This window comes from Kribbella sp. NPDC050124 (assembly GCF_044460355.1).
Lineage (GTDB): Bacteria > Actinomycetota > Actinomycetes > Propionibacteriales > Kribbellaceae > Kribbella.
In genome coordinates, this window is sequence record NZ_JBITJU010000010.1 from 202,784 (window position 1) to 228,040 (window position 25,257).

A 25,257-nucleotide genomic window follows, 5' to 3' on the forward strand; every position below is an offset into this window, starting at 1 on the left:
CAATTTTTGATCAAACAGTGAGGTCCTCCTAGTGGCTCGCCGCAGCAGCAAGTTCGCGTTCCCCACCCTTCCGGTCGTGGCGTGGCAGCCCGGCCTGCCGCTGCACGGCGCCTCGACCTGGGTGATCGTGGTCGGCGACAGCGGCCTGCCCTCCGCCGCGAAGGACGCCGGCGAACGCCTCGGCGTGGACCTGAGCCGATTGCTGGAGGTGCAGCAGGCGACCGGGTTCAGCCCGACCGCCGGCGCGACCGCGTCGTACCCGCTGCTGACCGGTGAGGTGACCGAGATCCTGCTGGTCGGGGCCGGTGACGGCAGCGCCAAGGACGTGCGACACGCCGGAGCCGCGATCGCGAGATTCGGCCGCGGCAAGGACGACCTCACCACGATAGTTGCCGACGGCATCGATGATGCGGTGCTGCAGGCGTTTGCGGAGGGCGTCGTACTGGGGTCCTTCTCGTACACCCAGAAGACGGTCGATCCGGGGAAGCCGGTGGTGGCGCGGGTGACCGTCACCGACGGGTCCGACGACGATCGGCAGATCGAGCTCGACCGTGGTGCGGTGATCGGTCGTACCGGGTGGCTGGCGCGGCAGTTCGCCACCACGCCGTCGAACGAGAAGGATCCGGCGTGGCTGGCCGCGCGTGCGACTGAACTGGCGGCTGAGTCCGGTCTCGAGGTGACCGTTTGGGACGAGAAGCAGTTGGCTGCGGATGGGTTCGGGGGGATCCTCGCTGTTGGCAAGGGGTCTACTCGGCCGCCGCGGTTCATTCGGCTCGACTATGTGCCGGTCGGCGCGGACGACGACACGCCGTACGTCGTACTCGTTGGCAAGGGGATCACGTACGACACCGGTGGTCTGTCGCTGAAGCCGCGCGAGAGCATGGTGTCGATGAAGCGGGACATGACTGGCGGCGGGTCTGTGATCGCCACGTTGTCCGCTTTGCGGGAGCTTGGCGCTCAGGTGCGGGTGACTGGTTTGATTTGCGCTGCGGAGAACATGCCGTCTGGTACGGCGTACCGGCCGGACGACGTGATCCGGCACTACGGCGGGCGCACTACCGAGGTGAAGAACACTGACGCCGAGGGGCGTCTCGTGCTGGCTGACGGGCTCGCTTATGCGGTCAAGGAGCTCGAGCCGGACGTGATCGTCGACATCGCGACCCTGACGGGGGCGATCAAGGTGTCGCTCGGGTCGATGCTGTACGGCGGGATGTTCGCGACTGACGACGCCTTGGCCGACAACCTGGCTGATGCTGGACGGGTCTCGGGTGAGGAACTGTGGCGGATGCCGCTGGCGCCGGAGTACCAGGAGCTGATCGCGACCCCGATCGCGGACTCCGTCAACAGCTCGAAGGGGCCGGGCTCGATCACGGCCGCCTTGTTCCTGAAGGCCTTCGCCGGCGACATCCCCTGGGCGCACCTCGACCTCTCCTCGATCGCCGAATCCCCGGCCGACCGCCTCGAATACACCCCCGGCGCCACCGGAGCCGGCGCCCGCCTCCTCACCACCTGGCTAACCTCCCCCACCCCCACCGCCGGCATCAGCTGACCCCCCACCCACCCGGCGCCTCTGGTTGGCTGACCCACCCGGGTGTGGGTTCGCACTCCGGAATCCGGTTGGCCAACCCACCCTCGGGTGGGTAAGCCAACCAGAGGGTTATCCACAAGACGGGGAATGGGGAGGCGGAGGAGTGACCGGAGGCGGATGCTGGTTCGGTGAACCCGGAACTGAAGCGGATTGCGAGCGGGCAAGGCGGCGTCGTCAGCACCGGCCAGGCGAGGGAGGCGGGATACACCAACGAGCAGATTCGCGAGCGCCTGGCCGATGGCCGGTGGGAGCGGTTGCGCTTTGGCCAGTACGCCGAAAGGGTCGATCTCAGCGGTTGGGCGCCGTGGGATCGACCGGTCATCCGTCATCGCCGGCTGGTTCACGCCGCGGTGAACTCGATGCGGCCGAACTCAGCGGTGGTGAGCCATCACTCGGCCCTGGCCATGCACGGCGTACCGGTGTGGCTCGCTGATCTCGCCGAGGTTCAGCTGACCCGGATGAGCGGGCGTAGCGGGGTGAAGGCTGGAGTCAGGCACCATCGCGGAGAGCTCAGTTGCCCGGATGTGACCCGGGTGGACGGGGTGTCCGTGACATCGATCGCGCGTGCCCTGGTCGAAACAGCCGCTCGCGCGTCGTTCGAGGCAGCGGTGGTCAGCGCTGACGCGGCCTTGCGGCGTCCCGAAGTGAGCGATGATGATCTGAGCCGCCTGCTCGAGGTGACCGAGTACTGGCCGGGTGGCCCGACGATCCGATCGGCGTTGGCCTTCGCCGACCCGCTCGCCGAATCTGTCGGTGAATCCCGGCTGCGGGTGCTGATGCGCAACGAAGGGCTTCCCGCGCCAGTTCTGCAAGCGGTGTTCAGGGACGACGACGGCTTCATCGGTCGCGTCGACTTCTACTTTCCTGATCACAAGACGGTCGTCGAGTTCGACGGCTTGGTGAAGTATCCCGACGGCTCGCGGGATGCCCTGATCCGCGAGAAGGCCCGGGAGGACCGGCTGCGTGCGCTCGGGTTGGAGGTCGTGAGGATCACCTGGGCCGATCTGGCGCACCCGGCGCGTACGGCGATGCGCATCCGCCAGGCGTTCGACCGGTCCCGGCGCCTGCAGGTTGCTGGCTGACCCACCGAAGTGTGGTTGGCCAACCAGAGTCCGGGATGCTGACCCACACTGTGGTGGGTCAGCCCACCAGAGGTCGTCCACGGGTGGGAAACTCCGTGGACTTGGGGAGGCGTGGGTGGTTTCATCGCGGGTGCTATGACCGACACCGGGGTTGTCACGGAAGCTGACATTGCGGAAGGCCTTGCAGGGTTGGGGCTGGATTCGGGGTCGGCGGTGCTGGTGCATGCTTCGTTGCGGTCGTTGGGGTGGGTTGACGGTGGGGCTGACGCCATCTGCCGGGCGCTGGTCGGGACCTGCGGGACCGTGATGATGGTCGGCGGTAGTTGGGATCTCACTGGCTTGCCGGCTCCGCCGGGGCTGGTTCGGCCGCATAACGCGTACTACAACGCGGAGACCTGGGCAGCGTTCGATGAGGCGGTCGGGAAGGCGGTCCCGTTCACGCCGGATCTGCCGGTCGACGGGTGGCTGGGACGGATTCCCGAGGCGTTGCGGGTGGGGTTTGAGCACGAGCGGGGTACGCACCCGCTGTTCTCCTTCCTTGCGGTCGGGGCGCATGCGCGAGAGCTGATCGAGGCTCAGCGGCTGGACTGGCCGCTCGGGCCGATCGAGGCTCTCGCCGAGCTGGGTGGTGGCCATGTCCTGCTGCTCGGCGTCGGTCATACGTCGAACACCACGATCCACCTCGCCGAGCAGCACCTGGGCCGTTCGCTGTTCTACCGATACGCCAAGGCGGGACCCGGCGCGTGGATGGAGTTGTCGAACGTCTCCGGCGAGAGCCACCGCTTCGACGAGATCGAGCCCGAGCTGCGACCGCACACGCGCGAGGTGCGAATCGGCAACTGCCGCGCCCGCCTGATCGCTGTCGAGGACATCCTGGCCTGCACAACCCGCCTGATCGCCGCCGACCCGGCGGCTCTCCTCTGCGACGACGAGAGCTGCCGCTGCGGAGCGGCTCTTCAACAGCGCCTGGCCGCCGTTCACAGCTCCTGAACGAGTTCATGTAGGCGTGGTGTTGGGGTGGGGGTGGGGTGTAGAAGGTGGGGCATGGTGACGGTGTTCGAGGCTTTGGGTGGGGGGCCGGGGATGTTGCGGCTGGCGGAGGCGTGGCATGCGCGGGTGATGGCTGATGAGGTGGTGAGTCATGCGTTCAGCCATGGGTTTAATCCGGAGCACAGTGAGCGGTTGGCGGCGTACTGGGGTGAGGCGTTGGGTGGGCCGCCGGAGTACAGCGAGGCGTACGGCGACGAGTCGTACGTCGTCCGGTTGCACAGTGGGAACGGGCCGCACGAGGAGATGGATCGGCGGGCGATTGCCTGTTTCGACCAGGCCCTGACCGACACGGGACTGGATGCGGACGAGCGGCTGCGCGCCGTACTGCACGACTACTTCGCCTGGGCGACGACGGTCGCGATGTCGGAGTACCACGCGTCAGCCGATGAGGTCCCGGCCGACCTGTCGATCCCCCGCTGGTCCTGGGACGGCTTGATCGTCGGGTGACTAGCCCAAGAGCGTGTTGTAGAGCGTGACGGTCCGGTCGGCGACGGCGTCCCAGCCGAACTCGGAGACCGCACGTTCGCGGCCGGCCTTGCCCATGGCCGAGGCCTTGGTGGGGTTGTCGATCAGGTCGTTGATTCCGGCGGCGAGGCCGCGTTCGAAGGCGTCGATGTCGTTCTCGTCGTACGGGACCAGGGTGCCGGTGACGCCGTCGTCGACGACCTCGGGGATGCCGCCGACCGCGCTCGCGACGACGGCGGTCTCACACGCCATCGCCTCCAGGTTGACGATGCCGAGCGGCTCGTAGATCGACGGGCAGCAGAACGCCAGCGCGTGCGTCAGCACCTGCCGGACGTCCTCGCGCGGCAGCATCTCGGAGACCACGAACACCCCGTCCCGGGCCGCCTTCAGGTCGTCGATCAAGGCGTCGGTCTCCGCCTTCAGCTCGACCGTGTCGGCCGCCCCGGCGAGCAGCACCAGCTGGACCGACGGGTCCAGTCGCAGACCGGCCCGGAGCAGGTGCGGGACGCCCTTCTGCCGGGTGATCCGGCCGACGAACGTCACGTACGGGCGATTCAGGTCGACTCCGAGCCGCTCCAGCACGCTCGTGGACGGGTCGGGGCGGTAGAAGTCGGCGTCGATGCCGTTCGAGATGACGTGCACCTTGTCGGGGTCGATCGCCGGGTAGCAGTCCAGTACGTCGTCCCGCATCCCGCGACTGACCGCGACCACGGCGTCGGCGGCCTCGTACGCCGTACGCTCGGCCCAGCTGGACAGGGCGTAGCCGCCGCCGAGCTGCTCGGCCTTCCACGGTCGGCGGGGCTCCAGCGAGTGCGCGGTCACCACGTGCGGGACGCCGTACAGGAGCTTGGCCCAGTGGCCGGCCATGTTGGCGTACCAGGTGTGGGAGTGCACGAGCTGCGAGTCAGCGACCGCGGCCGTCATGGTCAGGTCCGTGGACAGGATGCGGAGCGCCGCGTTCGCGTCCGGCATCCGCGCGTCCTCCTCGGAGTGCGCGGTCGCGCCCAGCCGGGGCTCGCCCATGCAGTGCACGTCCACGTCGAGCAGCCGGCGCAGCTCGCGGACCAGAAAGTCCACGTGCACCCCCGCCCCGCCGTACACGTCCGGAGGAAACTCACGCGTCAGGATCGCCACCTTCATGCAGCCGACCCTAGAGCATGTCTGCCGGTCCCGCGCGTGCTGCGCGGCACTCGGCACGGCACCTCGCTGCACTGGAGCAAAGGCCACGATGGCACCACATCGAGGCCTTCGCTCCAGCACACCGAGCTACCGCACCGAGCACCTGCTCGCGACTGCGCGGGACCGGCAGACATGCCCTAGGACATCAGGCCAGATGTGTCGGTACCCAGAAACGCAGCTTTCCGTGTCGCTCGTCTTCCAGTTCGCCGCCGGCGGCCTCGATCACGCGCCGGGAGCCGACGTTGTTCGTGTCGCAGGTGACCAGGGCCGGGTCGATGCCGAGGTTGGCGGCGAGGGGGAGGGACTGGACCAGCATCTGGGTCGCGTGGCCGCGGCGCCGGGCCGACGGGCGGACGCAGTACCCGATGTGGCCGGCCACCTCGAGCAGCGGCGGGGTCAACCAGTGCCGGATCGACAGCCGGCCCAGGAACTCGTCGCCGTCGACGTACCAGAGCACGGTCTGGTGCACGATGCCCGGCGGCAGCTCGGTCGCCGGGTCCGCCTCGGCCTTGATCGCCTCGACCAGCCGGCGGAACTCGGCCGGGTCCGCCGCCTGCTCCCGGGTCCACTCCTCGTCGTCGTCGGCGATCGACTTCGCGCCCATCCAGCGCTCCTGCTCCGGCCCCAGCTCGTCCCAGGTGGCCAGGAACGAGCGGTGAACGGCGACGGTCGGCACGATGAGCATTGGCATCTCCACAGTGTCGCGACACTCGCAAGCACCTTATGCCCCGGGGGATCCCGGACTAAGGTGCGGACATGGCAAAGGCGCCCAAAGTTCTCGGAATCGTCCTGGCAGGTGGCGAGGGGAAGCGGCTGATGCCGCTGACGGCCGACCGGGCCAAACCGGCCGTGCCGTTCGGCGGCAGTTACCGGCTGATCGACTTCGTGCTGTCGAATCTTGCGAACGCCGGGTATCGCAACCTGTGCGTGCTGACCCAGTACAAGTCGCACTCGCTGGACCGGCACGTCACGCTGACCTGGCGATTGTCGACCCTGCTCGGCAACTTCGTCACCTGCGTCCCGGCCCAGCAGCGGCTCGGCCCGCAGTGGTACCAGGGCAGCGCGGACGCGATCTACCAGTCGATGAACCTGATCAACGACCACAAACCCGACATCATCGTGGTGTTCGGCGCCGACCACGTGTACCGGATGGACGCCTCCCAGATGGTCGCGGCGCACCTGGAGCGCGGGAACGGCGTGACCGTGGCCGGGATCCGGGTGCCGCGAGTGGAGGCGACCGAGTTCGGCGTGATCAAGACCGGGCCGGACGGCCACAGCATCGAGGAGTTCCTGGAGAAGCCGGCCGACCCGCCCGGGCTGCCGGACTCGCCGGACGAGACGTTCGCGTCGATGGGCAACTACGTGTTCAGCGCCGACGTGCTGGTGGAGGCGCTGCGCAAGGACGCGGCCAACCCGGCGTCGCGGCACGACATGGGCGGCGACATCGTCCCGATGCTGGTTGCCGAGGGCAAGGCCGGGGTCTACGACTTCAAGGACAACGACGTCCCGGGCGCGCTGGACCGGGACCGCTCGTACTGGCGGGACGTGGGGTCGCTGGACTCCTACCACGAGGCGCACATGGACCTGGTCTCGATCCAGCCGGTGTTCAACCTCTACAACTCCGACTGGCCGATCTTCACCTCGCACCCGCAGCTGCCGGGCGCGAAGTTCACCGACGACGCGACGGTCGGCGAGTCGATCGTCTGCCAGGGCTCGGTGGTGACCGGGGCGACCGTGGAGCACTCGGTGCTCGGGTCCAACGTGATCGTCAGCGCCGGCGCGCACATCGAGCGCGCGGTGATCATGGACAACTGCCGGATCGGCGCGAACGCCGTCCTGAAGAACGTCATCCTGGACAAGAACGTGGTGGTCCCCGACGGGGTCGAGATCGGCGTCGACCCGGACTACGACCGTGAGCGCGGCTTCACCGTGTCCAAGGGCGGCGTGACCGTGCTCGGCAAGGGCCAGGTGATCGAGCCGGCCCGGGCGAAGGACGAGGTCGCCGAGGCGTGAGCGCGCTGGAGGAGGAGGCGCTGAAGCTCGATGCCGCGGACCCCGGGCACCGGGACCTCTTCGACGTACCTCCGGCCCAGGGCGGCGACTACCCGGAGGTCGCCTACTTCGCCGGGAACTCGCTCGGCCTGCGTCCGAAGGCGACCCGGACCGAGCTGCTCGAGGACCTGGACTCATGGGCCGCGCTGGGCGTCGAGGGGCACCTCGACGCGGACCGGCCGTGGCTGCCGTATCACGAGCTGCTGACCGGCCCGGCGGCGCGCCTGGTCGGTGCGCTGCCGAGCGAGACCGTCGTGATGAACTCGCTGACGGTCAACCTGCACCTGCTGATGGTCTCGTTCTACCGGCCGACCAAGTCGCGGCACCGGATCGTGATCGAGGACTCGGCCTTCCCGTCCGACAGCTACGCGGTCCGCTCCCAGGCCCGTTTCCACTCCCACGACGCCGACGACGCGATCATCCGCCTCCGGCCCCGCCCCGGCGAGGACACCCTGCGTACGGCGGACGTCGTCGAGCAACTGGGTGGCGACGTGGCCCTGGTGCTGCTCGGCGGCGTGAACTACCTGACCGGTGAGCTGATGGACATCCCGACGATCACGAAGGCCGGTCATGCGGCCGGCGCGGTCGTCGGCTGGGACCTGGCGCATGCAGCCGGGAACGTCCCGCTGTCGTTGCACGACTGGGGTGTGGACTTCGCTGCCTGGTGCTCGTACAAGTACCTGAACTCCGGGCCGGGCGCGCTGGCCGGCGCCTTCGTGCACGAGCGCCACCTCGCCGGCGACCTGCCGCGGTTCGAGGGGTGGTGGAGCACCGACCCATCGACACGGTTCGAGATGGCCCCGGAGGCGCGCCCGCCCGCGTCCGCGGACGCCTGGCAGGTCTCGAACCCGCCGATCTTCTCGATGAGCCCGGTCCGGACCTCGCTGGAGCTCTTCGACCGGGTCGGCATGGCCGAGTTGCGCGAGCGCAGTCTGCGGCTCACGGCGTACCTGGAGAAGCTGCTGGCCGAGGTGACGATCGGGCGGGTGATCACGCCGACCGACCCCGCGCGGCGCGGCGCACAGCTGTCGTTGCGGATCGGTGCTGCAATGACGGCCGGTGCGCTGGCGAAGCGGCTTCGGTTCGAGTACGGCGTGATCGCGGACTCCCGCGAGCCCGATGTACTGCGGCTCGCCCCGGTGCCCCTGTACTCGACGTACCACGACTGCTGGCGCGCGGCGTCGGCACTGACCCAGGTGGAGCCCGAGTGAAGATCGCGATCGTCGGAGCCGGGCTGACCGGGAGCCTGCTCGCCTGCTTCCTGGCCCGGCGCGGCCTGGACGTGACGCTGTACGAGCGCCGACCGGACCCGCGGACCGGGGCCGCCGAGCGCGGCCGGTCCATCAACCTGGCCATCTCCGAACGCGGGCTGGACGCGCTGCGGCGGATCGGGCTGGTCGACCAGGTGATGGCGGACGCGCTCCCGATGAAGGGCCGGATGATCCATCCGGTCGACGGGCCACTGGACTTCCAGCAGTACTCCGCCGACGGCGACCGGGCGATCAACTCGATCCGCCGCGGCGCGCTGAACAACGCCCTGTTGTCGGCGGCCGCGGCCGCTCCCGGCGTGTCGGTGGTCTTCGAGCATCGGCTGGTCGAGCTCGATTCGGCCGCCGGACGGATGGTGTTCGCGACGCCGTCGGGAAAGGTGGCGACCGAGGCAGACGTCGTACTGGGCGCCGATGGCGCGGGCTCCGCGGTCCGCGAGCAACTGCTCGCCGAGGGCATCGTTGCCGAGGACGTGGACTTCCTGGACTACGGGTACAAGGAGTTGTCGATCCCGGCCGCCGGCGAGGACTTCGCGCTGGACCCGGGCGCCCTGCACATCTGGCCGCGCGGGACCTCGATGATGATCGCGCTGCCGAACCCGGACAAGTCGTTCACCTGCACGTTGTTCTGGCCGGCCGGCTCCTTCGACGCGCTCACCGACGCCGCCGGGATCGAGGCGCACTTCCGCGAGCACTACCCGGATCTGTTGCCGTTGGCACCGGATCTGGTCGGCGACTACCTGAACAACCCGGTCGGCGTGCTCGGGACCGTGCACACCCTGCCGTGGCAGGCGCACGGACGGACGGCGCTGATCGGCGACGCCGCGCACGCGATCGTCCCGTTCTACGGCCAGGGCGCGAACTGCGCCTTCGAGGACGTGGTCGAGCTGGACCGCTGCCTGGGCGACACCGGTGGCTCGTGGGCCCGGGCGCTGCCGCTGTTCGAGGCGCGGCGGCGGGAGAACACCGAAGCGATCGCCGAGATGGCGCTGGCGAACTTCGTCGAGATGCGCGACAAGGTGGCGTCCCCGGTCTTCCGGCTGACCAAGCGGATCGAGCACGCGCTGGAGCGCGCCTTCCCGGGCCAGTACGTCTCCCGCTATGAGCTGGTGTCGTTCTCCACGACGCCGTACGCCGAAGTCCAGCAGCGGGTACGGCGTCAGCACCAGGTCCTGGGAGTCGGCGTCGCGTTCGCTGCCGGCCTGGCCGCCGGGCTGGTCAGAAGGCGGCGGCGATGAACCTCTGGAGCCCCGATCTGCTGGCCGGGCGGGTGTCCCGGCCGGGATTGCTGCGGAACTTCGTCGACGGCTCGTTCGTCGAGGGCGGATCGACGTTCGCGAAGCTGAGTCCGGTCACCGGTGAGCAGATCTTCGATGTCTGCGAGGCGTCCGAGGAGACCGTGGACGCGGCTGTCCAGGCTGCTCGGGCCGCGTTGCGAGGTCCGTGGGGACGGATGAGCGAGCAGGAGCGGGCCGTCGTACTGCGCCGGGTCGCGGACGGGCTCGAGCGGCGCTTCGAGGACCTGGTCGCGGCCGAGGTCGGCGACACCGGCAAGTCGATCAGCCAGGCGCGGACGCTCGACATTCCGCGGGGCGCGGCGAACTTCCGGGCCTTCGCCGACTTCGCGACGACGGTGCCGACCGAGTCGTACACGACCGTCCTGCCGGATGGCCGGCGGGCTTTGAACTACGCCGTACGCAAACCGGTCGGTGTGGTCGCGATCATCGTGCCGTGGAACCTGCCGTTGCTGCTGCTCACCTGGAAGGTCGCACCGGCGCTTGCCTGCGGCAACGCTGTGATCGTCAAGCCGTCGGAGGAGACACCTGCGTCGGCGACCGTGCTGGCCGAAGTGATGGCGGAGGCGGGCGTACCCGCTGGGGTGTTCAACCTCGTGCACGGGTTCGGCCCGTCGTCGGCGGGGGAGTACCTCACCCGGCACCCGGGCATCGACGCGATCACCTTCACCGGTGAGTCCGCGACCGGTACGGCGATCGCCAAGGTGGCCGCGGACCGGGTCAAGCCGGTGTCGTTCGAGCTCGGCGGGAAGAACGCCGGCCTGATCTTCGCCGACAGCGATCTCGACGCGGCGATCGAGGGATCGGTGCGGTCGGTCTTCACCAACGGCGGCCAGGTGTGCCTGTGCACGGAACGGCTGTACGTCGAGCGGCCGGTGTTCGACGAGTTCTGCACCCGGCTGGCGCAGCGGGCGTCCGAGCTGACCTACGGCTGGCCTGCCGACGAGTCGACCATGAACATGCCGCTGATCTCGAAGCAGCACCGCGACAAGGTGCTGTCGTACTACGACCTCGCCCGGGCCGAAGGCGCACAGGTCCTGACCGGTGGCGGCGTACCGAGCTTCGGCGACGCCCGCGACGGCGGCTGCTACATCCAGCCGACTGTGGTGACCGGGCTGTCGCCCGGCGCCCGGACCAACACCGAGGAGATCTTCGGCCCGATTTGCCACATCGCGCCCTTCGACACCGAGGACGAGGCGTACGCGCTGGCCAACGGCTCCGACTACGGGCTCGCGGCCACCGTCTGGACCCGCGACGTCGGCCGCGCCCATCGCGCGGGCTCAGCCCTGGACGTCGGCCTGGTCTGGGTCAACACCTGGTTCCTCCGCGACCTCCGCACCCCCTTCGGCGGCATGAAACTGTCCGGCATCGGCCGCGAGGGCGGCCGCCACTCCCTCGACTTCTACTCCGACCCCACCAACATCTGCGTGGAGCTGTCATGACCGTCGTCCCGGGGAAGGCGGTGCCGCGGGGGCGGTTTCCGCATGTGAAGGTTGTTGGCGGGTTCGCGTATGTGTCGGGTACGTCGAGTCGGCGGCCGGACAACTCGATTGCCGGGGCCTCGGTGGACGCGATGGGCACGGTGAGCCTGGACATTCGGGTGCAGACGCGGGCCGTGCTGGAGAACATCCGGGACATCCTGGAGGCGGTCGGGGCGGGGCTCGAGGACCTGGTGAGCGTGACGACGTACCTGGTGTCGATGAACGACTTCGGGGGGTACAACGAGGTGTACGCCGAATTCTTCGACGAGTCCGGGCCGGCCCGGACGACTGTCGCAGTACATCAGCTGCCGCATCCCCAGCTGCTGATCGAGATATCCGCCGTTGCGGCGATCCCGCGCGAGGAGGAGTAGGACATGGTCAATCTGGAGTCGACGAACTTTCCGCAGTGGATCGAGGAGAACAAGCACCTGCTGAAGCCGCCGGTCGGCAACAAGCAGATGTTCCCGACCGGTGACGACTTCATCACCATGGTGGTCGGCGGGCCGAACCAGCGCACCGACTTCCACGTCGATCCGTACGAGGAGTTCTTCTACCAGATCAAGGGACACCTGCACGTCAACGTGATGACCGAGGACGGGCCGGCCCGGGTCGACATCGACGAGGGCCAGATGTGGGTGCTGCCGCGGAACATGCCGCACTCGCCGCAGCGCGGCCCGGACTCGATCGGCCTGGTGATCGAGCGAGTCCGCGAGCAGGGCACGCTGGAGAAGTTCCGCTGGTACTGCGAGAGCTGCAACGCGATCGTGCACGAGGTCGAGCTGCAGGTGAACGACATCGTCGCCGACCTGCCGCCGGTCTTCAACGCCTTCTACGACAGCGAAGAAGCGCGTACCTGCCCGAAGTGCGGCGCGATTCACCCAGGCAAGGGCTGATGGCTGTTGACGTCCACACTCACCTGGTGCCGAAGGGCTGGCCGGATCTCTCGGTAGCGTGCGGCGGGTCCGGCTGGCCGTGGCTGCGGATCGACTCCGAGCGGGCCGCGATGATCATGGTCGGCTCGGAGGAGTTCCGCCCGATCGGACCGCAGACCTGGGATCCAGCGGTCCGCCGTACCGACATGGATGCCGACGGCATCGATGTCCAGGTGGTCTCGCCGACCCCGGTGTTCTTCGCCTACGACCGGCCGGCCGACCAGGCGGTGAAGGTGGCCCGGATCTTCAACGACCTCACCCTGGAGACCCTTGCCGGCGACAACCGGTTCGTGCCGTTCTGCCAGGTGCCGTTGCAGGATCCGGACGCCGCCTGCGCCGAGCTCGACCGGTGTCTCGCGGCCGGGCACCTGGGCGTGGAGATCGGCAACCACGTCGGCGACAAGGACCTGGACGACGCCGGGATCGTTGCCTTTCTCAACCACTGCGCCGAGACCGGGACGCCGGTGCTGGTGCACCCGTGGGACATGCCGGGTGGGCCGCGGCTCGACCGCTGGATGGCCCGCTGGCTGACCGGGATGCCGGCCGAGACGCATCTTTCGCTGCTGGCGATGATCCTGGGCGGCGCCTTCGACGCGCTGCCGCCGTCGCTGCGGATCTGTTTCGCCCACGGGGGCGGGAGTTTCGCGTTCTGGCTCGGGCGGGTGGAGAACGCCTGGCACCGGCGCGGGGACATCGTGCGTGGTTGCTCCGAGCACCCACCGTCGTACTACCTGGATCGGTTCTTCGTCGACACGGTGGTGTTCGAATCGGCATCATTACGGCTTCTTGTGGATACCGTGGGGGAAGACCGCGTTCTGGTCGGCAGTGACTATCCCTATCCACTGGGTGAGCGGCCGGTCGGGGAGGTGGTACGGAAGGCCGGCTTCCTGACCGCGGACCAGCAGCACAAGCTGCTGTCCACGAACGCCCTGAGTTATCTCGGGAGGTCTTGATGAGCGAGGACCGATCGGTACTGTCGCGCGAGGCGCGCGAGCCGGACGAGCAGTTGCGGTACGGCGACCACGCGGACCAGGTGATCGACTACTGGCACGCCAAGGAGTACCGCCCCCTGGTCGTCTTCGTGCACGGCGGGTTCTGGCGGCCGGAGTACGACCGCAAGCACTCCCGGCCGCTGGGTGAGGCGCTCTCCGACCTCGGCTGGCCCGTGCTCTCGCTGGAGTACCGCCGCGAGCCGGGCAATCCCGACGCCACGACGTCGGACATCCGGACGGCGCTCGACAGCCTGCCCGACCTGGTCGACGTGCACGCCGGATACGTGCTGATCGGCCACTCAGCCGGCGGTCAGCTAGCGCTGTGGGCGGCCGCCACGCTCAACCCGGTCCGCCTGCGCGGGGTGATCGCGCTGGCCCCGGTCGCCGATCTCTTGATGGCGGACCGCCTGGGGCTCGACGACGGCGCCGTACAGGACTTCATCGGCAGCGGGGTGCGCAACGACCTGGACCCGGTGCACCTGCCGGCCCCGATCGCCCCCGTGAGCCTGATCCACGGCACCGCCGACCTCCGGGTCCCGATCACCGTCACCGAGTCGTACTTCGCCGCGCACCCGACCGCACATTTCACCCGAGTCGACGGCGCCGGCCACTACGAACTCATCGACCCCCTCACCGAGGCGTTCCACCAGGTCACAGCCGAGCTCACCCGCCTCATCGGCTGACGTCCGGCGACCATCAGCGGGTGGTGATCCGGCGAGCGCGATGCCAGGCGCCCGGCGAGGTGCCACCTCACCTGATGGCGGTGCCGGCGATGTGGGGGTTGAAGGGCAGGAACGGCGAGTGGATCCGGTATTGCTGAGTGTTCACACTGGCGAAGCCCGCCGACTCGATCGCGCTCGCCAGGTCACGCTCACACGAGCAACCCTCGAACACCCACGCCCAAGGCCGGCGCAGTGCACGCTGCACCCATCGGGTCGGCGTGTGCTCCCTCGCCACGACGTGTTCGGCGAAGCTGAACCGGCCACCCGGCCGCAGCACGCGCCGCACCTCGGCGAGCACGGCGTCCGGGTCTCCCACGGTGCACAGGACAAGGCTGCAGATGACGGCGTCAGTACTCGCGTCCGGCAGGTCGATGCGCTCAGCGACGACATCGCGGATCTCGAGGTCGAGTCCTTGCCGGGCCGCCGCACGCCGGAGCCGGGCGTGCATGAACGGGTTCGGCTCGATCGCGATGAGTCGCGCCCGCGTAGGCAGGTAGCGCACGTTCGCGCCCACGCCCGATCCGAGCTCGACCACGGTCTGCGGCAGTCCGGCGAACACCGCCCTCTTCCGCTTGCGCAGGTGCAGGTCGATGTAGCCGCCCATCGCTGCGAAGAACGCTGAGTTGAACCGGCCGCGAAGTGGATGGGGGTCGAAACCGTCGATCGCAGCGCGATGGACCTCGGAACTCGTCATGGCTCGATCCTGACGCCGCCGCAGCCGCCGGGTCAGCCGTGGAACTACCGCACTTCAACCCGTAGGGTGCGCGGCTGCGTACCAGGCCGCGATCTGCGCCCGAGAGCGGAAACCCAGGCGCAACCGGATCCGCTCGACGTGCGACTCGGCCGAACGTTCGGTGATGACCAACTCCTCGGCGATCTGACGATTCGACAGACCTTGGGCCACGAGCGCCGCGACCTGCCCCTGCCGCGCTGTCAGGGTGGGACGCGCAGTTCGCCGCAGCGGCGGTAACCCGAGACCGGAGCGGATCTCGTTGACGACAGCTTCCACATCGCCGATGAACGGCAGGTGCGCGCGGCCCGGCAACACTTTCAGGGTCGCTCCGGCGATCCCGTCCGCCAACCGCCTGCCCTCGGCGAGCGGCGCCGCGCGATCGTCAGCACGGTGGATCACCGTGGTCCGCGCACGGATGCTGCCGAGATCCTCGCTCACGTCGATCTCGTAACAGGTGGCGAGCAGCCGCCGGGCCGTCGCGGCGGACGCTGACTCGCGTTGATAAGTGGAGAAGACGGCACGGAAACCGGCGTCGGCGTCGGGCGCGAAGATTTCGGTGAGGACATCCGAGCCGAACCCCCAGTGCTGCTCGACCAGCCCGAGCACGTGCTGGCGAACAGCCGGCGCCGCCACCTCATTGCCCTGCACCCAGCCGCCGTACAGCACCAGCCGGTTGACCGACTCAGGGTGGCGAGCCGCGAATTTCACCGCCAGCGGCGCTCCGAACGAAACACCGATCAGATCGAGCGCGCCGATGCCGACCGCTCCGGCGACCGCGCGGATCACCTGCAATTCGAGTTCGATGACATCCGGACGGTCCGTGGTCTCCGACAGCCCGACCCCAGGACGGTCGTAACGGACGAGGGTGCGCCCGCTTGCCAGGCCCTCGTAGAACAGTCGCTCCGCGGGTATCGCCCAACCGAGCTCGAGATGTGACACCCACCCCGGCACGCAGAGCGCGAACGGACCCGAGCCGACCACCGCGAACCGGATCTCGGTCCCGTCGTCCAGCGTCGCCGTGCCGAGTCGTTGCTCCACGGTGAGATTGTGGCACCACTCGCCGGGTCGGTGGCCGCGTCTCTCCGCTGCTCCGGGACGACCCTGGCGCACCCTCAGCTGAGGCGTTTGGCGGCGGTGAGGAGGCCTTCGGAGGTGGGGAGGAGGGCGGAGACGAGGTCGTCGTCGTCGCGGACGGCGCGGAGCAGGTCGCGGAGGGCGTTGGTGTCGGGGTCGCGGCGCGCCGGGTCGGCGACGCGACCGCCGGTGAGGATGCCGGCGAAGGCGACCACACCGCCGGGGCGGAGCAGCCGGAGGGCCTCGTGCAGGTACGCCGTGTTCTCACGCCGGTCGGCGTCGCAGAAGACCAGGTCGTAGTGGCCGTCGGTGAGCCGGGTGACCACGTCCAGCCCGGCGCCGGCGATCAGGCGGAACCGGTTCGACGGGACGCCGGCATCGAGGAACGTCTTGCGGGCGAGCCGCTGGTTCTCGGCGTCGATGTCGACCGTGGTGAGCGTGCCATCGGTGCGCATGCCGCGCAGCAGCGCCAGCCCGGACACCCCGGTGCCGGTGCCGATCTCGACGACCGCCTTCGCGCTCACGCTCGCGGCCAGCAGGCTCAGCGCCGCGGCCGTGCCCGGCCCGATCGCGGCGATACCGCTGTCCTGGGCGCTCGCCCGCGCACCGGTGACGACTTCGTCCTCACCGGTGTAGTCCTCGGCGTATGCCCAGGACGTCGGGTCGATGCCGGTGGCGATGGTGCCCTCCCAAAGATCTGCGGGGTGTTCTGCGGCCGCGCTGGTCATCCTGAGACCGAAGCCTAGCGGCACCAGGTCCCGGATCCGTGTCTCCCACGCTGGGACTGCGCACTCTTGCTCATAAGATGCACTGAAGGATCAGATATGATCGTCTGCAGCAGGCAAAGCGCGGCCCAGTGACGGGAGGTACGGCGGGATGCGGTGTGAACTGAACCTGGATTCAGGCCTGGACGACGTCGATGCCGGCTTCCTTGAAGATCGCCAGCTGGGTCTCGTCGGCCTGGGCGTCGGTGACGAGGGTGTCGATCTCGCTCAGCTCGCAGATCCGGGCGAAGGCGCGCTGGCCCAGCTTGGAGGAGTCGGCGACGACGACCACCTTGGCCGCCCGGCTGACGATCAGCTGGTTGATGTTCGCCTCGCCCTCGTGGTGGGCGGTGGCGCCGGTCTCGTCGATCCCGTCGACGCCGATGAACGCGATGTCCAGCGACAGGTCGGACAGGATCCGGTGCGACAGCGGGCCGATCATCTCGTAGGACTGCGGCCGGGCCACGCCGCCGGTGAGCACCATCTTCACGTGCGGCCGGACGATCAGCTCGTTGGCGATGTTCAGCGCGTTGGTGACGAGGGTGAACGCGGGCTCGCCGTGCTCGGCGGACAGCTCCGGCCGGGTCGCCAGCGTGCGCGCCACCTCGGAGATCGTGGTGCCGCCGTTCATGCCGATCACCATGCCGCGCCGGACCAGCGTGGCCGCGGCCTGCGCGATCCGCTGCTTCTCCGACGCGAAACGCGCAGTCTTGTAACGCAGCGGCAGGTCGTACGACACCGCGTTCGCGACCGCGCCGCCCCGGGTCCGGGTGAGGAGCTGCTGCTTGCCCAGGTGGTCCAGGTCACGCCGGATCGTCGCCGCGGACACGTGCAACTGCTCGGCGAGCTCGTCGACGTCGATGGCGCCCTTCTCGGCGAGCGACTCGAGCAAGGTGTTCAGGCGTTCGTAACGCTTCACCCGGGGCTCCTCCTTCACACAATCGGTCAGCCGGATGGCGGCTGGTTGGACCATTCGATCACGTTTTGAGCAGTTTCGACCATGACAAGTGCGGAGACGACATGACCAACACGCCTTATGTGAGCACTGAGATCGCCACTCAGCCGGACCTCTGGCGGCAGGTCTCGGACGGTTTCGCGCAGTACGGTGGCGCATTGCCCAAGCCCGGTCAACGGGTCGCGGCGGTGGGCTGCGGCACGTCCTGGTTCATGGCGATGGCGTACGCCGCCCTGCGCGAGGACAGCGGTCAGGGCGAGACGGACGCGTTCGCCGGCTCGGAGTTCCCGGCCGGACGCGCGTACGACGTTGTGGTCGTGATCAGCCGCTCCGGTACGACGACCGAGGTGCTGGACCTGATTCGGGCGACCGACCTGCCGACCGTGGCGATCACTGCGACCGCCGGCTCGCCGATCGTCGACCTGGCCGACCACACCATCCTGCTGGACTTCGCCGACGAGCAGTCCGTCGTCCAGACCCGGTTCGCGACGACCACTCTGGCGCTGCTGCGCGCGTCGCTGGGGGAGGACCTCCACCAGGCCGCGGCCGACGCGGAGACCGCGCTCACCGTGGACGTTGACGAGTTGGCGAAGCTGGAGCAGGTCACGTACGTCGGCACGCGCTGGACCGTCGGTCTGGCGCACGAGGCGGCGCTGAAGCAGCGGGAGGCCGCGTCGGCGTGGACGGAGGCCTACCCGGCGATGGACTACCGGCACGGCCCGATCGCCATCGCGCAGCCTGGTCGCGGTGTCTGGATCTTCGGCGAGTCGCCGGCCGGTCTGCTCGCCGACGTCACCGCCACCGGCGCCACGATCGTCCACCACGCCGACCTCGACCCGATGGCGTCCCTGGTGATCGCCCAGCGTGTCGCCGTCGCCAAGTCCCTCGCCCTGGGCCTCAACCCCGACCAGCCCCGCAGCCTGAGCCGCTCCGTCATCCTCGACTGACCGCAGCGGTCATGGGCGAGCTGAGCGTCCAGCCCAGAGCGCTGTAGAGCGCCCGCCCGTCCTCAGTCGCCACCAGTACGCCGGTCGTCGCACCGGCGTACTGGGCAGCGGCCGACAGCGCCCCCATCACAGCCCGTCCGAGCCCACGCCGCCGGTGCTGCGGGGCAGTCTCGATCTGGTCGAACACAGCCCAACTACCGGCGAGCCCCGCCTTCCCACGAGCAGCCACGGAGTCGTCCTCAGCGCGCACGACGACCTGAAGCACACTGCCCTGTTGCGCAGTCTCCAGGCGGTACGAGCTGTCGACCCGCACCGCCGCGTCGGTCAGCTCGGCCGTCATCAGGTACTCCGGCGGCTGCACCTGCCAAGGCGGATCCAGCGGGACCTGACCAGCGATCTTCAGCCAGGTGTCCGGCTGACGCTTTCCGCCGACCAGCTCAGCGTCGTACGTCGGCAGCACGTAGCGCACCTGGTGTCCCGGGAGGCCTACGTCGATGCGATAGCCGTCGCGGAACTCGACCGGGGCTGGCGTGCTGCGGCAGATCGCCCAGCCGTGGATCCAGGCGTCAAGCGGTGTGTGCATGCGTGGGAGCTTTCAGCGAGAGGCGGCCGAGTGCTGCGGCTGCCATGACGGTCAGAGCGATGACGAACAAAGCCTTCTGAGTGCCGATCAGGGGGACGAGTAGGCCGGCGCTGACCTGGCCCAGTGCTGACATTCCGACGCGCAGGCTGGCGGCTGTCGTGCTCACGCGACCCTGCAAGGCATCCGGGCTGTACTGCTGCCGCGCGGCGAACATCGCGGGCAGCATCGGTCCCTCGGCCAGCCCGGCCAGAGCAACAAGCAGCAGCAGTACGGCGAAGCTTGTCGCGAGCGGCCACGTGGTCATCACCAGACCAGAGACGGCAGCGGCAACGATGACGACGTACTCAGGCCGCCAGCGGGTCTGCAGGCGGCCGAGCAGGAGTGCAGTGACGACGTTGCCGATCTCCACGGCAGTCCAGAGGTAGCCGGCAGCGGACTTCGGCATGCCGACCGAAGCCATGTGCAGCGGCAGCGTGATGAGTAGGAGGCCGGAGGCGCCCAGGACCAGCGTGGTGGTGACTGTGGACGCGCGCAGTCGAGGCGTCCGGAACAGGTGGGTCAGCCCGCCGACAACCGCTGGCAGGAAGGGCTCCGCCGCGGTCTGTGCGGGCGGCAGGGCCGGTAGCAGGGAGATCGCGACGATGCTGAGCACGGTCGCGACGACGATGACCAGTGCCGCAGCCTCGACAGACACGATGGACGCGATCGTGGCCGCCGCTGCCGGACCCGTGATCGCGGCAGCGCCGAAGCTGGCCGCCTCCAGTGAGTTAGCCCGGGCCAGCCGGTCCGCAGGGACCAGGCTGGGCAGCATGCTGGTGAAGCCGCCGCTTACCATCGGCAGCGTGGCCCCAGCGACGGCTGCGAGGGCAGGAGTCATCCACTGGGCGCTGTGCCCGACGACAGCCAGCAGGCTGAGCATGACCACGCCGAGCACCGCCTGGTTGAGCGCCAGCGCACTCCGGCGGTACGGCGTCCTGTCGAGCCAGGCACCGAGTAGCGGCCCAGTGACGACTGCTGGCAGCGCGTAGGCAGCTCCGGTGGCACCTGCCAGCGCAGGACTGTCAGTCCGCTCCAGCACCAGCAGGACCAGCGTGAATGCGACCATCTCGTCGGCCAGCCTGGCTAGGGTCGCCGCCAAGTAGTAGCTGGGCACGCAGGCCTCCTGTAACGCGGATCAGGCTGTTACGCGTTACGCTATCAAATACGTTACGAGAGGAGCGGTGTGGAGCTTCAGGCGCCGGACCGGCTGGTACGGCTGGCGGTGGACCTGGTCAACACCCGGACCCGCGACCCCGAGCAGCTGAACGCGCCCGGGGACGTCCGCACGTTCCTGCTCGAGCACGGCGAGACCGAGCCGATCACGCTGGACGAGTCCGACCTGGCCCAGGTGCGGGCAGTCCGCGAGCGGATCCGTGCCGTCTTCCACACTGAGGCACGGGACGCTGCGGCCGTCCTCAACGAGTTGCTCGAGGGGTACGCCGTACGCCCGTATCTGTCCGACCACGACGGGTCGCCGTGGCACCTGCATGTCGCCAAGCCGGGCGCGACGTGGGGTGACTGGCTGGCGGCGGCCACTGCGCTTGGGCTGGCGAGCTTCGCGGCCGGGCATGGGTTCGATGCCATCGGCACGTGTGCGGCGGTCGACTGCGAGCGGGTCTACGTGAACCCGGCCGAGCGCCGGCCGCGGCGGTTCTGCTCACCGACCTGCGCGAGCCGGACCCGGGTCGCGTCGTACCGGGCCCGCAAGGCGGCAAACCCGAGCACCTAGGATCGAGGCAGACATCCGGGACTGAGGAGTGCGAGTTGAGTCACACTGTCGTGGCGGAGCTGGTCGCGAATGTGCTGAAGGTCACCGCCAAGGCCGGGGACATGGTGGGGCCGGAGGACACCCTGGTCATCCTGGAGTCGATGAAGATGGAGATCCCGGTGCTGGCCGAGGTGGCCGGCACCATCACCGAGCTGAAGGTCGCCGAGGGTGAGGTCGTCCGGGACGGCGACCCGATCGCGGTGATCGAGGAGAAGTAGGGCTGCAACAAAAGTGCTCGCCACCGCGTCTGGTCTTCGGAAGGCTTCGGCTGGGAACTTCCTGCCGGAGCGCCGCGTTGAGCCGTCGTACCAGAAACTCAGGGTCGAACCCGGGTGTTCCCGACGTGCGCAGAGGACGGTGACCGCGGCACCATGGCCTTCACGCTCATTGCCGAGAGGACCCAGGGAGGCGTTGCGGTGAAGCCGGCCGACACCTTTGTGGCGCCTGCGCTGCAGCCGGTCCCGGACGCGCTGCCGTCCTGGGACGAGATCGTGCGGACGCACTCCGCCCGGGTCTACCGGCTCGCGTACCGGCTGACCGGCAACAAGCACGACGCCGAGGACCTGACCCAGGAGGTCTTCGTCCGGGTCTTCCGCTCGCTGTCGTCGTACACCCCGGGCACCTTCGAGGGCTGGCTGTACCGGATCACCACGAACCTGTTCCTGGACGGCGCCCGCCGCAAGCAGCGGATCCGGTTCGACGGGCTGCCGGAGGACGCGCACGACCGGCTGCCGGCCAAGGGCGAGGGCCCGGCCGAGAAGCTGGACTCCGACCAGTTCGATCACGACGTGCAGGGCGCGCTGGACGCGCTGCCGGAGGACTTCCGCGCCGCCGTGGTGCTCTGCGACATCGAGGGCATGACGTACGACGAGATCGCCGACGTGCTGGACGTGAAGCTGGGCACCGTCCGCAGCCGGATCCACCGGGGCCGCTCGATGCTGCGCAAGCACCTCAAGCACCGGGCGCCGCGGTCCGGCCAGACCAGGGTCGGCGGTCCGCCCGCTGACGGACCCTTTGGCGCCGGAGGTGAGTTCCGGTGACTCTGCAGCACCCCCTGGACAAGCTCAGCGCGGTCGTCGACGGCGCGCTCGACCACGACTCGCGGGACAAGGTCCTGAGCCACCTGGTCGGCTGTGACACCTGCCGCGCCGAGGTGGACGCTCAGCGCCGGCTCAAGGCCCGGATGGCCGCGCTGGAGACGCCGGACCCGTCCACCGATCTGATGCAGCGCCTGATGGGCGTCTCGTCGTTCTCGCCGGAGCCGCGCGAGGAGATCCGCCCGGTGCTGACGCCGGCCGTGTCGCTCTTTCCGCAGCGCTCCGCCTTCCCGGCTGCCCGCACGGGCGCCAGCCGGCCCGGTGCACCCCGGACCACACGCTCCCGGCGGCGCACCGGCGTACTGGGCGCTGCTGGTTCTGCAGCCGCCGTTGCGTCTCTGCTCGGTACGGCGTTCATCGTGGGCGACCCGTCCCGGGAGGAGCAGCCGCCGACCCTGCAGCCGCCGGTGGCGAGCTTCTCGTCCGACCACGCGACCACGTCGGGCGGAGCGCCGTTCGCCGACCCGGTGGCGCTGCTGAACTCCTACAACGGGGCTGGGTATGCGGGGCTGAGCCCGACGCTGCAGCCGGTGGCCCTGACAGGACGCTGACCTGTGAGCCTCACCCGGCTCGCCGTACTGGTCAGCACCGCACTGATCGGCTTCGGCCTGCCCGCACCCGCCGTCGCCGCCCCACCCACCTCCGCGCGTGAGGACTCGCCACTGGCGATCAGTTGGCTGGCCCGCGCGGCCGCAGCGCCGAACACCGTCTCGTACCACGGCACGCAGATCATCACCTCGTGGGGACCGCAGGGCGCGAGTTCGGCGATGCTGGACATCGTCCACGCGGCCTCACAAGGCTCTGAGATCAGCGTGGTCGGCTCCTCGTCGTCGCCGGGTGCGAAGGCGTTCGTGCAGCGTGCGACGAATGCAGGCGCCGCAGTCGACGGTGGACCGCTGACTCTGCTCCGGGCGACGTACCAGCTCGTCTACAAGTGCTGCACGGACACCATCGGGCGGGCCGCTGTCCTGGTTGAGGCGCTGCGGGACGACCAGACGCTGGCAGCGCGGTTCTGGATCGACAAGGCGACCGGACTGCTTCTGCAGCGGCAGCTGTTCAGTGTGGACGGCAAGACGATGGTCCGGGCCACGGTGTTGACCGAGCTGGAGATCGAGGAGTCGGAGTTCCTCGGCCACCTGCCGCCGATGGCGCCGGGCGGGGTCGAGTCACTGGGCCTCGGCAAGGTCGACGGACTGCGCTCGGAGGGCTGGGTCTGCGCACCGGAGCTGCCCGCTTCGCTGAAGCTGTACGACGTCCACCAGGACACCACCAACGGGTCGCTGCAGTTCTCGTACTCGGACGGCCTGTTCAACGTGTCGCTGTTCGAGCAGCGCGGGGCGCTCGACCCGGCCGCGGTCGCCGGGTTCAGCACCACCGAGACCCCGGGCGTCTACCTGCGCTACGGGATGCCGTCGTACGTCGTCTGGTCGTCCGGTGGGATCGTCTACACGCTGATCGGGGACCTGCCGCCGGACGTGCTCGGGCAGGTGGTCCGCTCGTTCCCGCACGACGTGCCGGTCAAGCTGACCGCGGTCCAGCGAGTGGGGGCCGGGCTGGCGAAAATCGCGACGTGGCTCACTCCGATGGGTGCGCTTTCCGGGAAGCTGGGATAATCGAATCCGGTAGTGCCTCCCGAAACCCGGGCGGACACCAACCGACGACCACGACGACGACGTGAGGCGGGGCACCGTGACCAGCGACGACGCCGAGCCGACAGTACCGACTCCGAGCGCGGACCCAACCCGCATCCTCCCGGCCGAGTCCCCTGCCGCCTCCCAGACCCCGGCGGCCCCGCCCAGCAGCACCGCCCCACTGCCGTCGCCTGGTGTGGACGCTGCGTACCGGCAGTCGAACGGGCCGACCACCAACCAGCGTTCGGTGACGCAGCGCAGTTTCGGCCGGCCGCAGCAGCAGGAGCCGAGCTTCCGGCCGGTGTACCCCGGCCAGGCCTGGCCGACGCAGCGCCCGGCGTACCAGCCGTCGTACACGCCGCCCCCGCCGCCGGACTGGCACAACCAGCAGGCCCGCGCCTACACGCCGGATCCGCCGCAGAAGGGCAACCGGATCATCGCCATCGCGGCCGCGGTGGCCCTCATCATCGGCATCATCGCCGGCGCCGGCGCCGCCGCGACCGTTGTCGCGATCGACAACAACAACAATCCGGTCGCCGAGCAGCCCAGCCCGCCGGTCGGCACCGGCGCGGACCCGAAGATCCGCAGCGGCTCGGTCTCCGCGGTCGCCTCGACCCTGCTGCCGAGTGTCGTCCAGCTCAAGGTCGAGGGTTCCGACAACACGAACGCGACCGGCTCCGGCTTCGTCATCGACAACGCCGGCCACATCCTGACCAACAACCACGTCGTCGCGTCCGCGGCCCAGGGTGGATCGATCCAGGTGCTCAGCGAGAAGGGCAAGACGCTGACCGCGCGGCTGGTCGGGCGTTCCCCGGTCTACGACCTGGCCGTCGTCCAGGTGACCGGCCTGGACGCGCCGTCGGTGCAGTTCGGCCGCTCCGACCTGGCCATCGTCGGGCAGGACGTGGTCGCGATCGGGTCGCCGCTCGGCCTGGCCGGCACGGTCACCTCGGGCATCATCTCGGCCAAGAACCGCCCGGTCACGACCGGCGACGAGGCGTCCGGCGAGACCTCGTTCATCAGCGCGCTGCAGACCGACGCGGCGATCAACCCCGGCAACTCCGGCGGCCCGCTGGTCGACATGAACGCGCGCGTGATCGGGGTCAACTCCGCGATCGCCACCGTCCGCGGCAGCAGCGAGCAGAGCGGCAACATCGGGCTCGGGTTCGCGATCCCGATCGACCAGGCCCGGCGGACGGCGCAACAGCTGATCGCGACCGGCAAGGCGTCGTACCCCGTGATCGGGGCGCAGGTCGACATGCAGTTCGAGGGCGGCGCCCGGGTCAGCCGGGTCGAGCCCGCGTCCCCGGCGCTGCGGGCCGGACTGCGGGTCGGCGACGTGATCACCTCGATCAACAACGTGGCCGTCGCCAGCGCCGAGGAGCTGATCGTGGCGATCCGGACGCATCAGCCGGGGGAGAGTGTCCGGCTGGTCTACGAGCGCGGCGGCAGGGCGCGGTCGGTGACGGTCACGCTCGGCCAGCAGACCGGCTGAGTTCTTTGGTACGACGGGATGCCGCCAGGTGTCCGGAATCGGCTGACCCGGCAGGCGGTGTCACC

The 25,257-nt window shown here is 69.4% G+C and carries 27 protein-coding genes; 19 read left to right on the forward strand and 8 right to left on the reverse strand.

From position 1 onward, the window contains the following. The first annotated feature begins 76 nt into the window (after window positions 1-76). From ACIBL3_RS23950 to ACIBL3_RS23965, 4 genes are all read left to right on the forward strand, one after another. Complete coding sequence (locus tag ACIBL3_RS23950) at window positions 77-1,549, forward strand: leucyl aminopeptidase family protein (RefSeq protein ID WP_396355748.1); 1,473 nt, start codon at window positions 77-79, stop codon at window positions 1,547-1,549. Between the two features lie 167 nt (window positions 1,550-1,716). Continuing rightward, window positions 1,717-2,670: a type IV toxin-antitoxin system AbiEi family antitoxin domain-containing protein gene (locus ACIBL3_RS23955; protein WP_396355749.1), complete on the forward strand. Its 954-nt coding sequence runs from the start codon at window positions 1,717-1,719 to the stop codon at window positions 2,668-2,670. A gap of 135 nt (window positions 2,671-2,805) precedes the next feature. Beyond that, the gene (locus ACIBL3_RS23960; RefSeq protein WP_396355750.1) at window positions 2,806-3,660 is read left to right on the forward strand and encodes an AAC(3) family N-acetyltransferase; all 855 of its coding nucleotides are present in this window, start codon (window positions 2,806-2,808) and stop codon (window positions 3,658-3,660) included. Window positions 3,661-3,714: 54 nt separating this feature from the next. Further along, the gene (locus ACIBL3_RS23965) at window positions 3,715-4,167 is read left to right on the forward strand and encodes a group II truncated hemoglobin (RefSeq protein ID WP_396355751.1); all 453 of its coding nucleotides are present in this window, start codon (window positions 3,715-3,717) and stop codon (window positions 4,165-4,167) included. On the opposite strand, the gene glgA is transcribed toward ACIBL3_RS23965, so the two are convergent. Both glgA and ACIBL3_RS23975 read right to left on the reverse strand, forming a co-directional pair. Beyond that, on the reverse strand, window positions 4,168-5,325 hold the full coding sequence (gene glgA, locus ACIBL3_RS23970; RefSeq protein WP_396355752.1) for a glycogen synthase: 1,158 nt from the start codon (window positions 5,323-5,325) through the stop codon (window positions 4,168-4,170). A 184-nt stretch (window positions 5,326-5,509) separates the two neighbouring features. Next, window positions 5,510-6,055 carry a GNAT family N-acetyltransferase gene (locus ACIBL3_RS23975; RefSeq protein ID WP_396355753.1) on the reverse strand — a complete coding sequence of 182 codons (546 nt, stop codon included), beginning with the start codon at window positions 6,053-6,055 and terminating at the stop codon, window positions 5,510-5,512. Between the two features lie 65 nt (window positions 6,056-6,120). Between ACIBL3_RS23975 and glgC the strand changes: the two genes are divergently transcribed. Genes glgC through ACIBL3_RS24015 form a run of 8 tightly spaced genes read left to right on the forward strand, consistent with a single transcriptional unit; the run spans window position 6,121 to window position 14,067 of the window. After that, window positions 6,121-7,377, forward strand: a complete 1,257-nt coding sequence (gene glgC / locus ACIBL3_RS23980; RefSeq protein WP_396355754.1) for a glucose-1-phosphate adenylyltransferase — start codon at window positions 6,121-6,123, stop codon at window positions 7,375-7,377. After that, window positions 7,374-8,627, forward strand: a complete 1,254-nt coding sequence (kynU, locus tag ACIBL3_RS23985; protein ID WP_396355755.1) for a kynureninase — start codon at window positions 7,374-7,376, stop codon at window positions 8,625-8,627. The genes glgC and kynU overlap by 4 nt, the downstream gene beginning before the upstream one ends. Then, complete coding sequence (locus tag ACIBL3_RS23990) at window positions 8,624-9,922, forward strand: FAD-dependent oxidoreductase (protein ID WP_396355756.1); 1,299 nt, start codon at window positions 8,624-8,626, stop codon at window positions 9,920-9,922. The genes kynU and ACIBL3_RS23990 overlap by 4 nt, the downstream gene beginning before the upstream one ends. Continuing rightward, entirely contained in the window at window positions 9,919-11,421 is a 1,503-nt protein-coding gene (locus ACIBL3_RS23995) for a 2-hydroxymuconic semialdehyde dehydrogenase (protein WP_396355757.1), read from the forward strand. The genes ACIBL3_RS23990 and ACIBL3_RS23995 overlap by 4 nt, the downstream gene beginning before the upstream one ends. Further along, complete coding sequence (locus ACIBL3_RS24000; protein WP_396355758.1) at window positions 11,418-11,831, forward strand: RidA family protein; 414 nt, start codon at window positions 11,418-11,420, stop codon at window positions 11,829-11,831. Before ACIBL3_RS23995 ends, ACIBL3_RS24000 begins: the two co-directional genes overlap by 4 nt. A 3-nt stretch (window positions 11,832-11,834) precedes the next feature. Continuing rightward, on the forward strand, window positions 11,835-12,353 hold the full coding sequence (locus ACIBL3_RS24005; RefSeq protein ID WP_396355759.1) for a 3-hydroxyanthranilate 3,4-dioxygenase: 519 nt from the start codon (window positions 11,835-11,837) through the stop codon (window positions 12,351-12,353). Then, window positions 12,353-13,345 carry an amidohydrolase family protein gene (locus ACIBL3_RS24010; protein ID WP_396355760.1) on the forward strand — a complete coding sequence of 331 codons (993 nt, stop codon included), beginning with the start codon at window positions 12,353-12,355 and terminating at the stop codon, window positions 13,343-13,345. The genes ACIBL3_RS24005 and ACIBL3_RS24010 overlap by 1 nt, the downstream gene beginning before the upstream one ends. After that, window positions 13,345-14,067 carry an alpha/beta hydrolase family protein gene (locus tag ACIBL3_RS24015; RefSeq protein WP_396355761.1) on the forward strand — a complete coding sequence of 241 codons (723 nt, stop codon included), beginning with the start codon at window positions 13,345-13,347 and terminating at the stop codon, window positions 14,065-14,067. The genes ACIBL3_RS24010 and ACIBL3_RS24015 overlap by 1 nt, the downstream gene beginning before the upstream one ends. Before the next feature lie 67 nt (window positions 14,068-14,134). Here the strand turns inward: ACIBL3_RS24015 and ACIBL3_RS24020 are convergent, their stop codons facing one another. The 4 genes from ACIBL3_RS24020 to ACIBL3_RS24035 all read right to left on the reverse strand — a co-directional run bounded on the left by ACIBL3_RS24020 (window position 14,135) and on the right by ACIBL3_RS24035 (window position 17,596). Continuing rightward, complete coding sequence (locus tag ACIBL3_RS24020) at window positions 14,135-14,800, reverse strand: class I SAM-dependent methyltransferase (protein ID WP_396355762.1); 666 nt, start codon at window positions 14,798-14,800, stop codon at window positions 14,135-14,137. A gap of 54 nt (window positions 14,801-14,854) precedes the next feature. Further along, window positions 14,855-15,877: an alpha/beta fold hydrolase gene (locus ACIBL3_RS24025; RefSeq protein WP_396355763.1), complete on the reverse strand. Its 1,023-nt coding sequence runs from the start codon at window positions 15,875-15,877 to the stop codon at window positions 14,855-14,857. Between the two features lie 74 nt (window positions 15,878-15,951). Then, window positions 15,952-16,641, reverse strand: coding sequence for an O-methyltransferase (locus tag ACIBL3_RS24030; protein WP_396355764.1), 690 nt, complete (start codon window positions 16,639-16,641; stop codon window positions 15,952-15,954). Between the two features lie 172 nt (window positions 16,642-16,813). Next, a complete protein-coding gene (locus ACIBL3_RS24035; protein ID WP_396355765.1) occupies window positions 16,814-17,596 on the reverse strand; it encodes a DeoR/GlpR family DNA-binding transcription regulator in 783 nt (260 codons plus the stop codon). 101 nt (window positions 17,597-17,697) lie between these two features. Here ACIBL3_RS24035 and ACIBL3_RS24040 point away from each other — a divergent pair, with 101 nt between their 5' ends. Beyond that, window positions 17,698-18,579: an SIS domain-containing protein gene (locus ACIBL3_RS24040; protein WP_396355766.1), complete on the forward strand. Its 882-nt coding sequence runs from the start codon at window positions 17,698-17,700 to the stop codon at window positions 18,577-18,579. On the opposite strand, the gene ACIBL3_RS24045 is transcribed toward ACIBL3_RS24040, so the two are convergent. Both ACIBL3_RS24045 and ACIBL3_RS24050 read right to left on the reverse strand, forming a co-directional pair. Further along, on the reverse strand, window positions 18,566-19,162 hold the full coding sequence (locus tag ACIBL3_RS24045; protein WP_396355767.1) for a GNAT family N-acetyltransferase: 597 nt from the start codon (window positions 19,160-19,162) through the stop codon (window positions 18,566-18,568). The genes ACIBL3_RS24040 and ACIBL3_RS24045 overlap by 14 nt on opposite strands. Beyond that, a complete protein-coding gene (locus tag ACIBL3_RS24050; RefSeq protein ID WP_396355768.1) occupies window positions 19,146-20,315 on the reverse strand; it encodes an MFS transporter in 1,170 nt (389 codons plus the stop codon). Before ACIBL3_RS24050 ends, ACIBL3_RS24045 begins: the two co-directional genes overlap by 17 nt. 69 nt (window positions 20,316-20,384) lie before the next feature. On the opposite strand from ACIBL3_RS24050, the gene ACIBL3_RS24055 reads away from it, so the two are divergent. The 6 genes from ACIBL3_RS24055 to ACIBL3_RS24080 all read left to right on the forward strand — a co-directional run bounded on the left by ACIBL3_RS24055 (window position 20,385) and on the right by ACIBL3_RS24080 (window position 25,192). Further along, complete coding sequence (locus ACIBL3_RS24055; protein WP_396355769.1) at window positions 20,385-20,930, forward strand: CGNR zinc finger domain-containing protein; 546 nt, start codon at window positions 20,385-20,387, stop codon at window positions 20,928-20,930. Window positions 20,931-20,965: 35 nt separating this feature from the next. Beyond that, window positions 20,966-21,187 carry a biotin/lipoyl-binding carrier protein gene (locus tag ACIBL3_RS24060; RefSeq protein ID WP_396355770.1) on the forward strand — a complete coding sequence of 74 codons (222 nt, stop codon included), beginning with the start codon at window positions 20,966-20,968 and terminating at the stop codon, window positions 21,185-21,187. Window positions 21,188-21,340: 153 nt separating this feature from the next. After that, a complete protein-coding gene (gene sigE / locus ACIBL3_RS24065) occupies window positions 21,341-22,009 on the forward strand; it encodes an RNA polymerase sigma factor SigE (protein WP_396355771.1) in 669 nt (222 codons plus the stop codon). Further along, the gene (locus ACIBL3_RS24070; protein ID WP_396355772.1) at window positions 22,006-22,617 is read left to right on the forward strand and encodes an anti-sigma factor family protein; all 612 of its coding nucleotides are present in this window, start codon (window positions 22,006-22,008) and stop codon (window positions 22,615-22,617) included. The genes sigE and ACIBL3_RS24070 overlap by 4 nt, the downstream gene beginning before the upstream one ends. A 3-nt stretch (window positions 22,618-22,620) precedes the next feature. After that, window positions 22,621-23,679, forward strand: a complete 1,059-nt coding sequence (locus tag ACIBL3_RS24075) for a transcriptional regulator (RefSeq protein WP_396355773.1) — start codon at window positions 22,621-22,623, stop codon at window positions 23,677-23,679. Between the two features lie 76 nt (window positions 23,680-23,755). Further along, window positions 23,756-25,192, forward strand: a complete 1,437-nt coding sequence (locus ACIBL3_RS24080; protein ID WP_396355774.1) for a trypsin-like peptidase domain-containing protein — start codon at window positions 23,756-23,758, stop codon at window positions 25,190-25,192. Window positions 25,193-25,257 lie beyond the last annotated feature (65 nt).

What these genes read in the sequence shown, in the direction of transcription:
- ACIBL3_RS23975 (WP_396355753.1), bottom strand. Translation starts at nt 6,055, where the DNA reads ATGCCAATGCTCATCGTGCCGACCGTCGCCGTTCACCGCTCGTTCCTG.
- ACIBL3_RS24000 (WP_396355758.1), top strand. Translation starts at nt 11,418, where the DNA reads ATGACCGTCGTCCCGGGGAAGGCGGTGCCGCGGGGGCGGTTTCCGCAT.
- ACIBL3_RS24020 (WP_396355762.1), bottom strand. Translation starts at nt 14,800, where the DNA reads ATGACGAGTTCCGAGGTCCATCGCGCTGCGATCGACGGTTTCGACCCC.
- ACIBL3_RS24005 (WP_396355759.1), top strand. Translation starts at nt 11,835, where the DNA reads ATGGTCAATCTGGAGTCGACGAACTTTCCGCAGTGGATCGAGGAGAAC.
- glgC (WP_396355754.1), top strand. Translation starts at nt 6,121, where the DNA reads ATGGCAAAGGCGCCCAAAGTTCTCGGAATCGTCCTGGCAGGTGGCGAG.
- ACIBL3_RS23960 (WP_396355750.1), top strand. Translation starts at nt 2,806, where the DNA reads ATGACCGACACCGGGGTTGTCACGGAAGCTGACATTGCGGAAGGCCTT.
- ACIBL3_RS24045 (WP_396355767.1), bottom strand. Translation starts at nt 19,162, where the DNA reads ATGCACACACCGCTTGACGCCTGGATCCACGGCTGGGCGATCTGCCGC.
- ACIBL3_RS24010 (WP_396355760.1), top strand. Translation starts at nt 12,353, where the DNA reads ATGGCTGTTGACGTCCACACTCACCTGGTGCCGAAGGGCTGGCCGGAT.
- ACIBL3_RS24040 (WP_396355766.1), top strand. Translation starts at nt 17,698, where the DNA reads ATGACCAACACGCCTTATGTGAGCACTGAGATCGCCACTCAGCCGGAC.
- glgA (WP_396355752.1), bottom strand. Translation starts at nt 5,325, where the DNA reads ATGAAGGTGGCGATCCTGACGCGTGAGTTTCCTCCGGACGTGTACGGC.
- sigE (WP_396355771.1), top strand. Translation starts at nt 21,341, where the DNA reads ATGGCCTTCACGCTCATTGCCGAGAGGACCCAGGGAGGCGTTGCGGTG.
- ACIBL3_RS23965 (WP_396355751.1), top strand. Translation starts at nt 3,715, where the DNA reads ATGGTGACGGTGTTCGAGGCTTTGGGTGGGGGGCCGGGGATGTTGCGG.
- ACIBL3_RS23995 (WP_396355757.1), top strand. Translation starts at nt 9,919, where the DNA reads ATGAACCTCTGGAGCCCCGATCTGCTGGCCGGGCGGGTGTCCCGGCCG.
- ACIBL3_RS24030 (WP_396355764.1), bottom strand. Translation starts at nt 16,641, where the DNA reads ATGACCAGCGCGGCCGCAGAACACCCCGCAGATCTTTGGGAGGGCACC.
- ACIBL3_RS24015 (WP_396355761.1), top strand. Translation starts at nt 13,345, where the DNA reads ATGAGCGAGGACCGATCGGTACTGTCGCGCGAGGCGCGCGAGCCGGAC.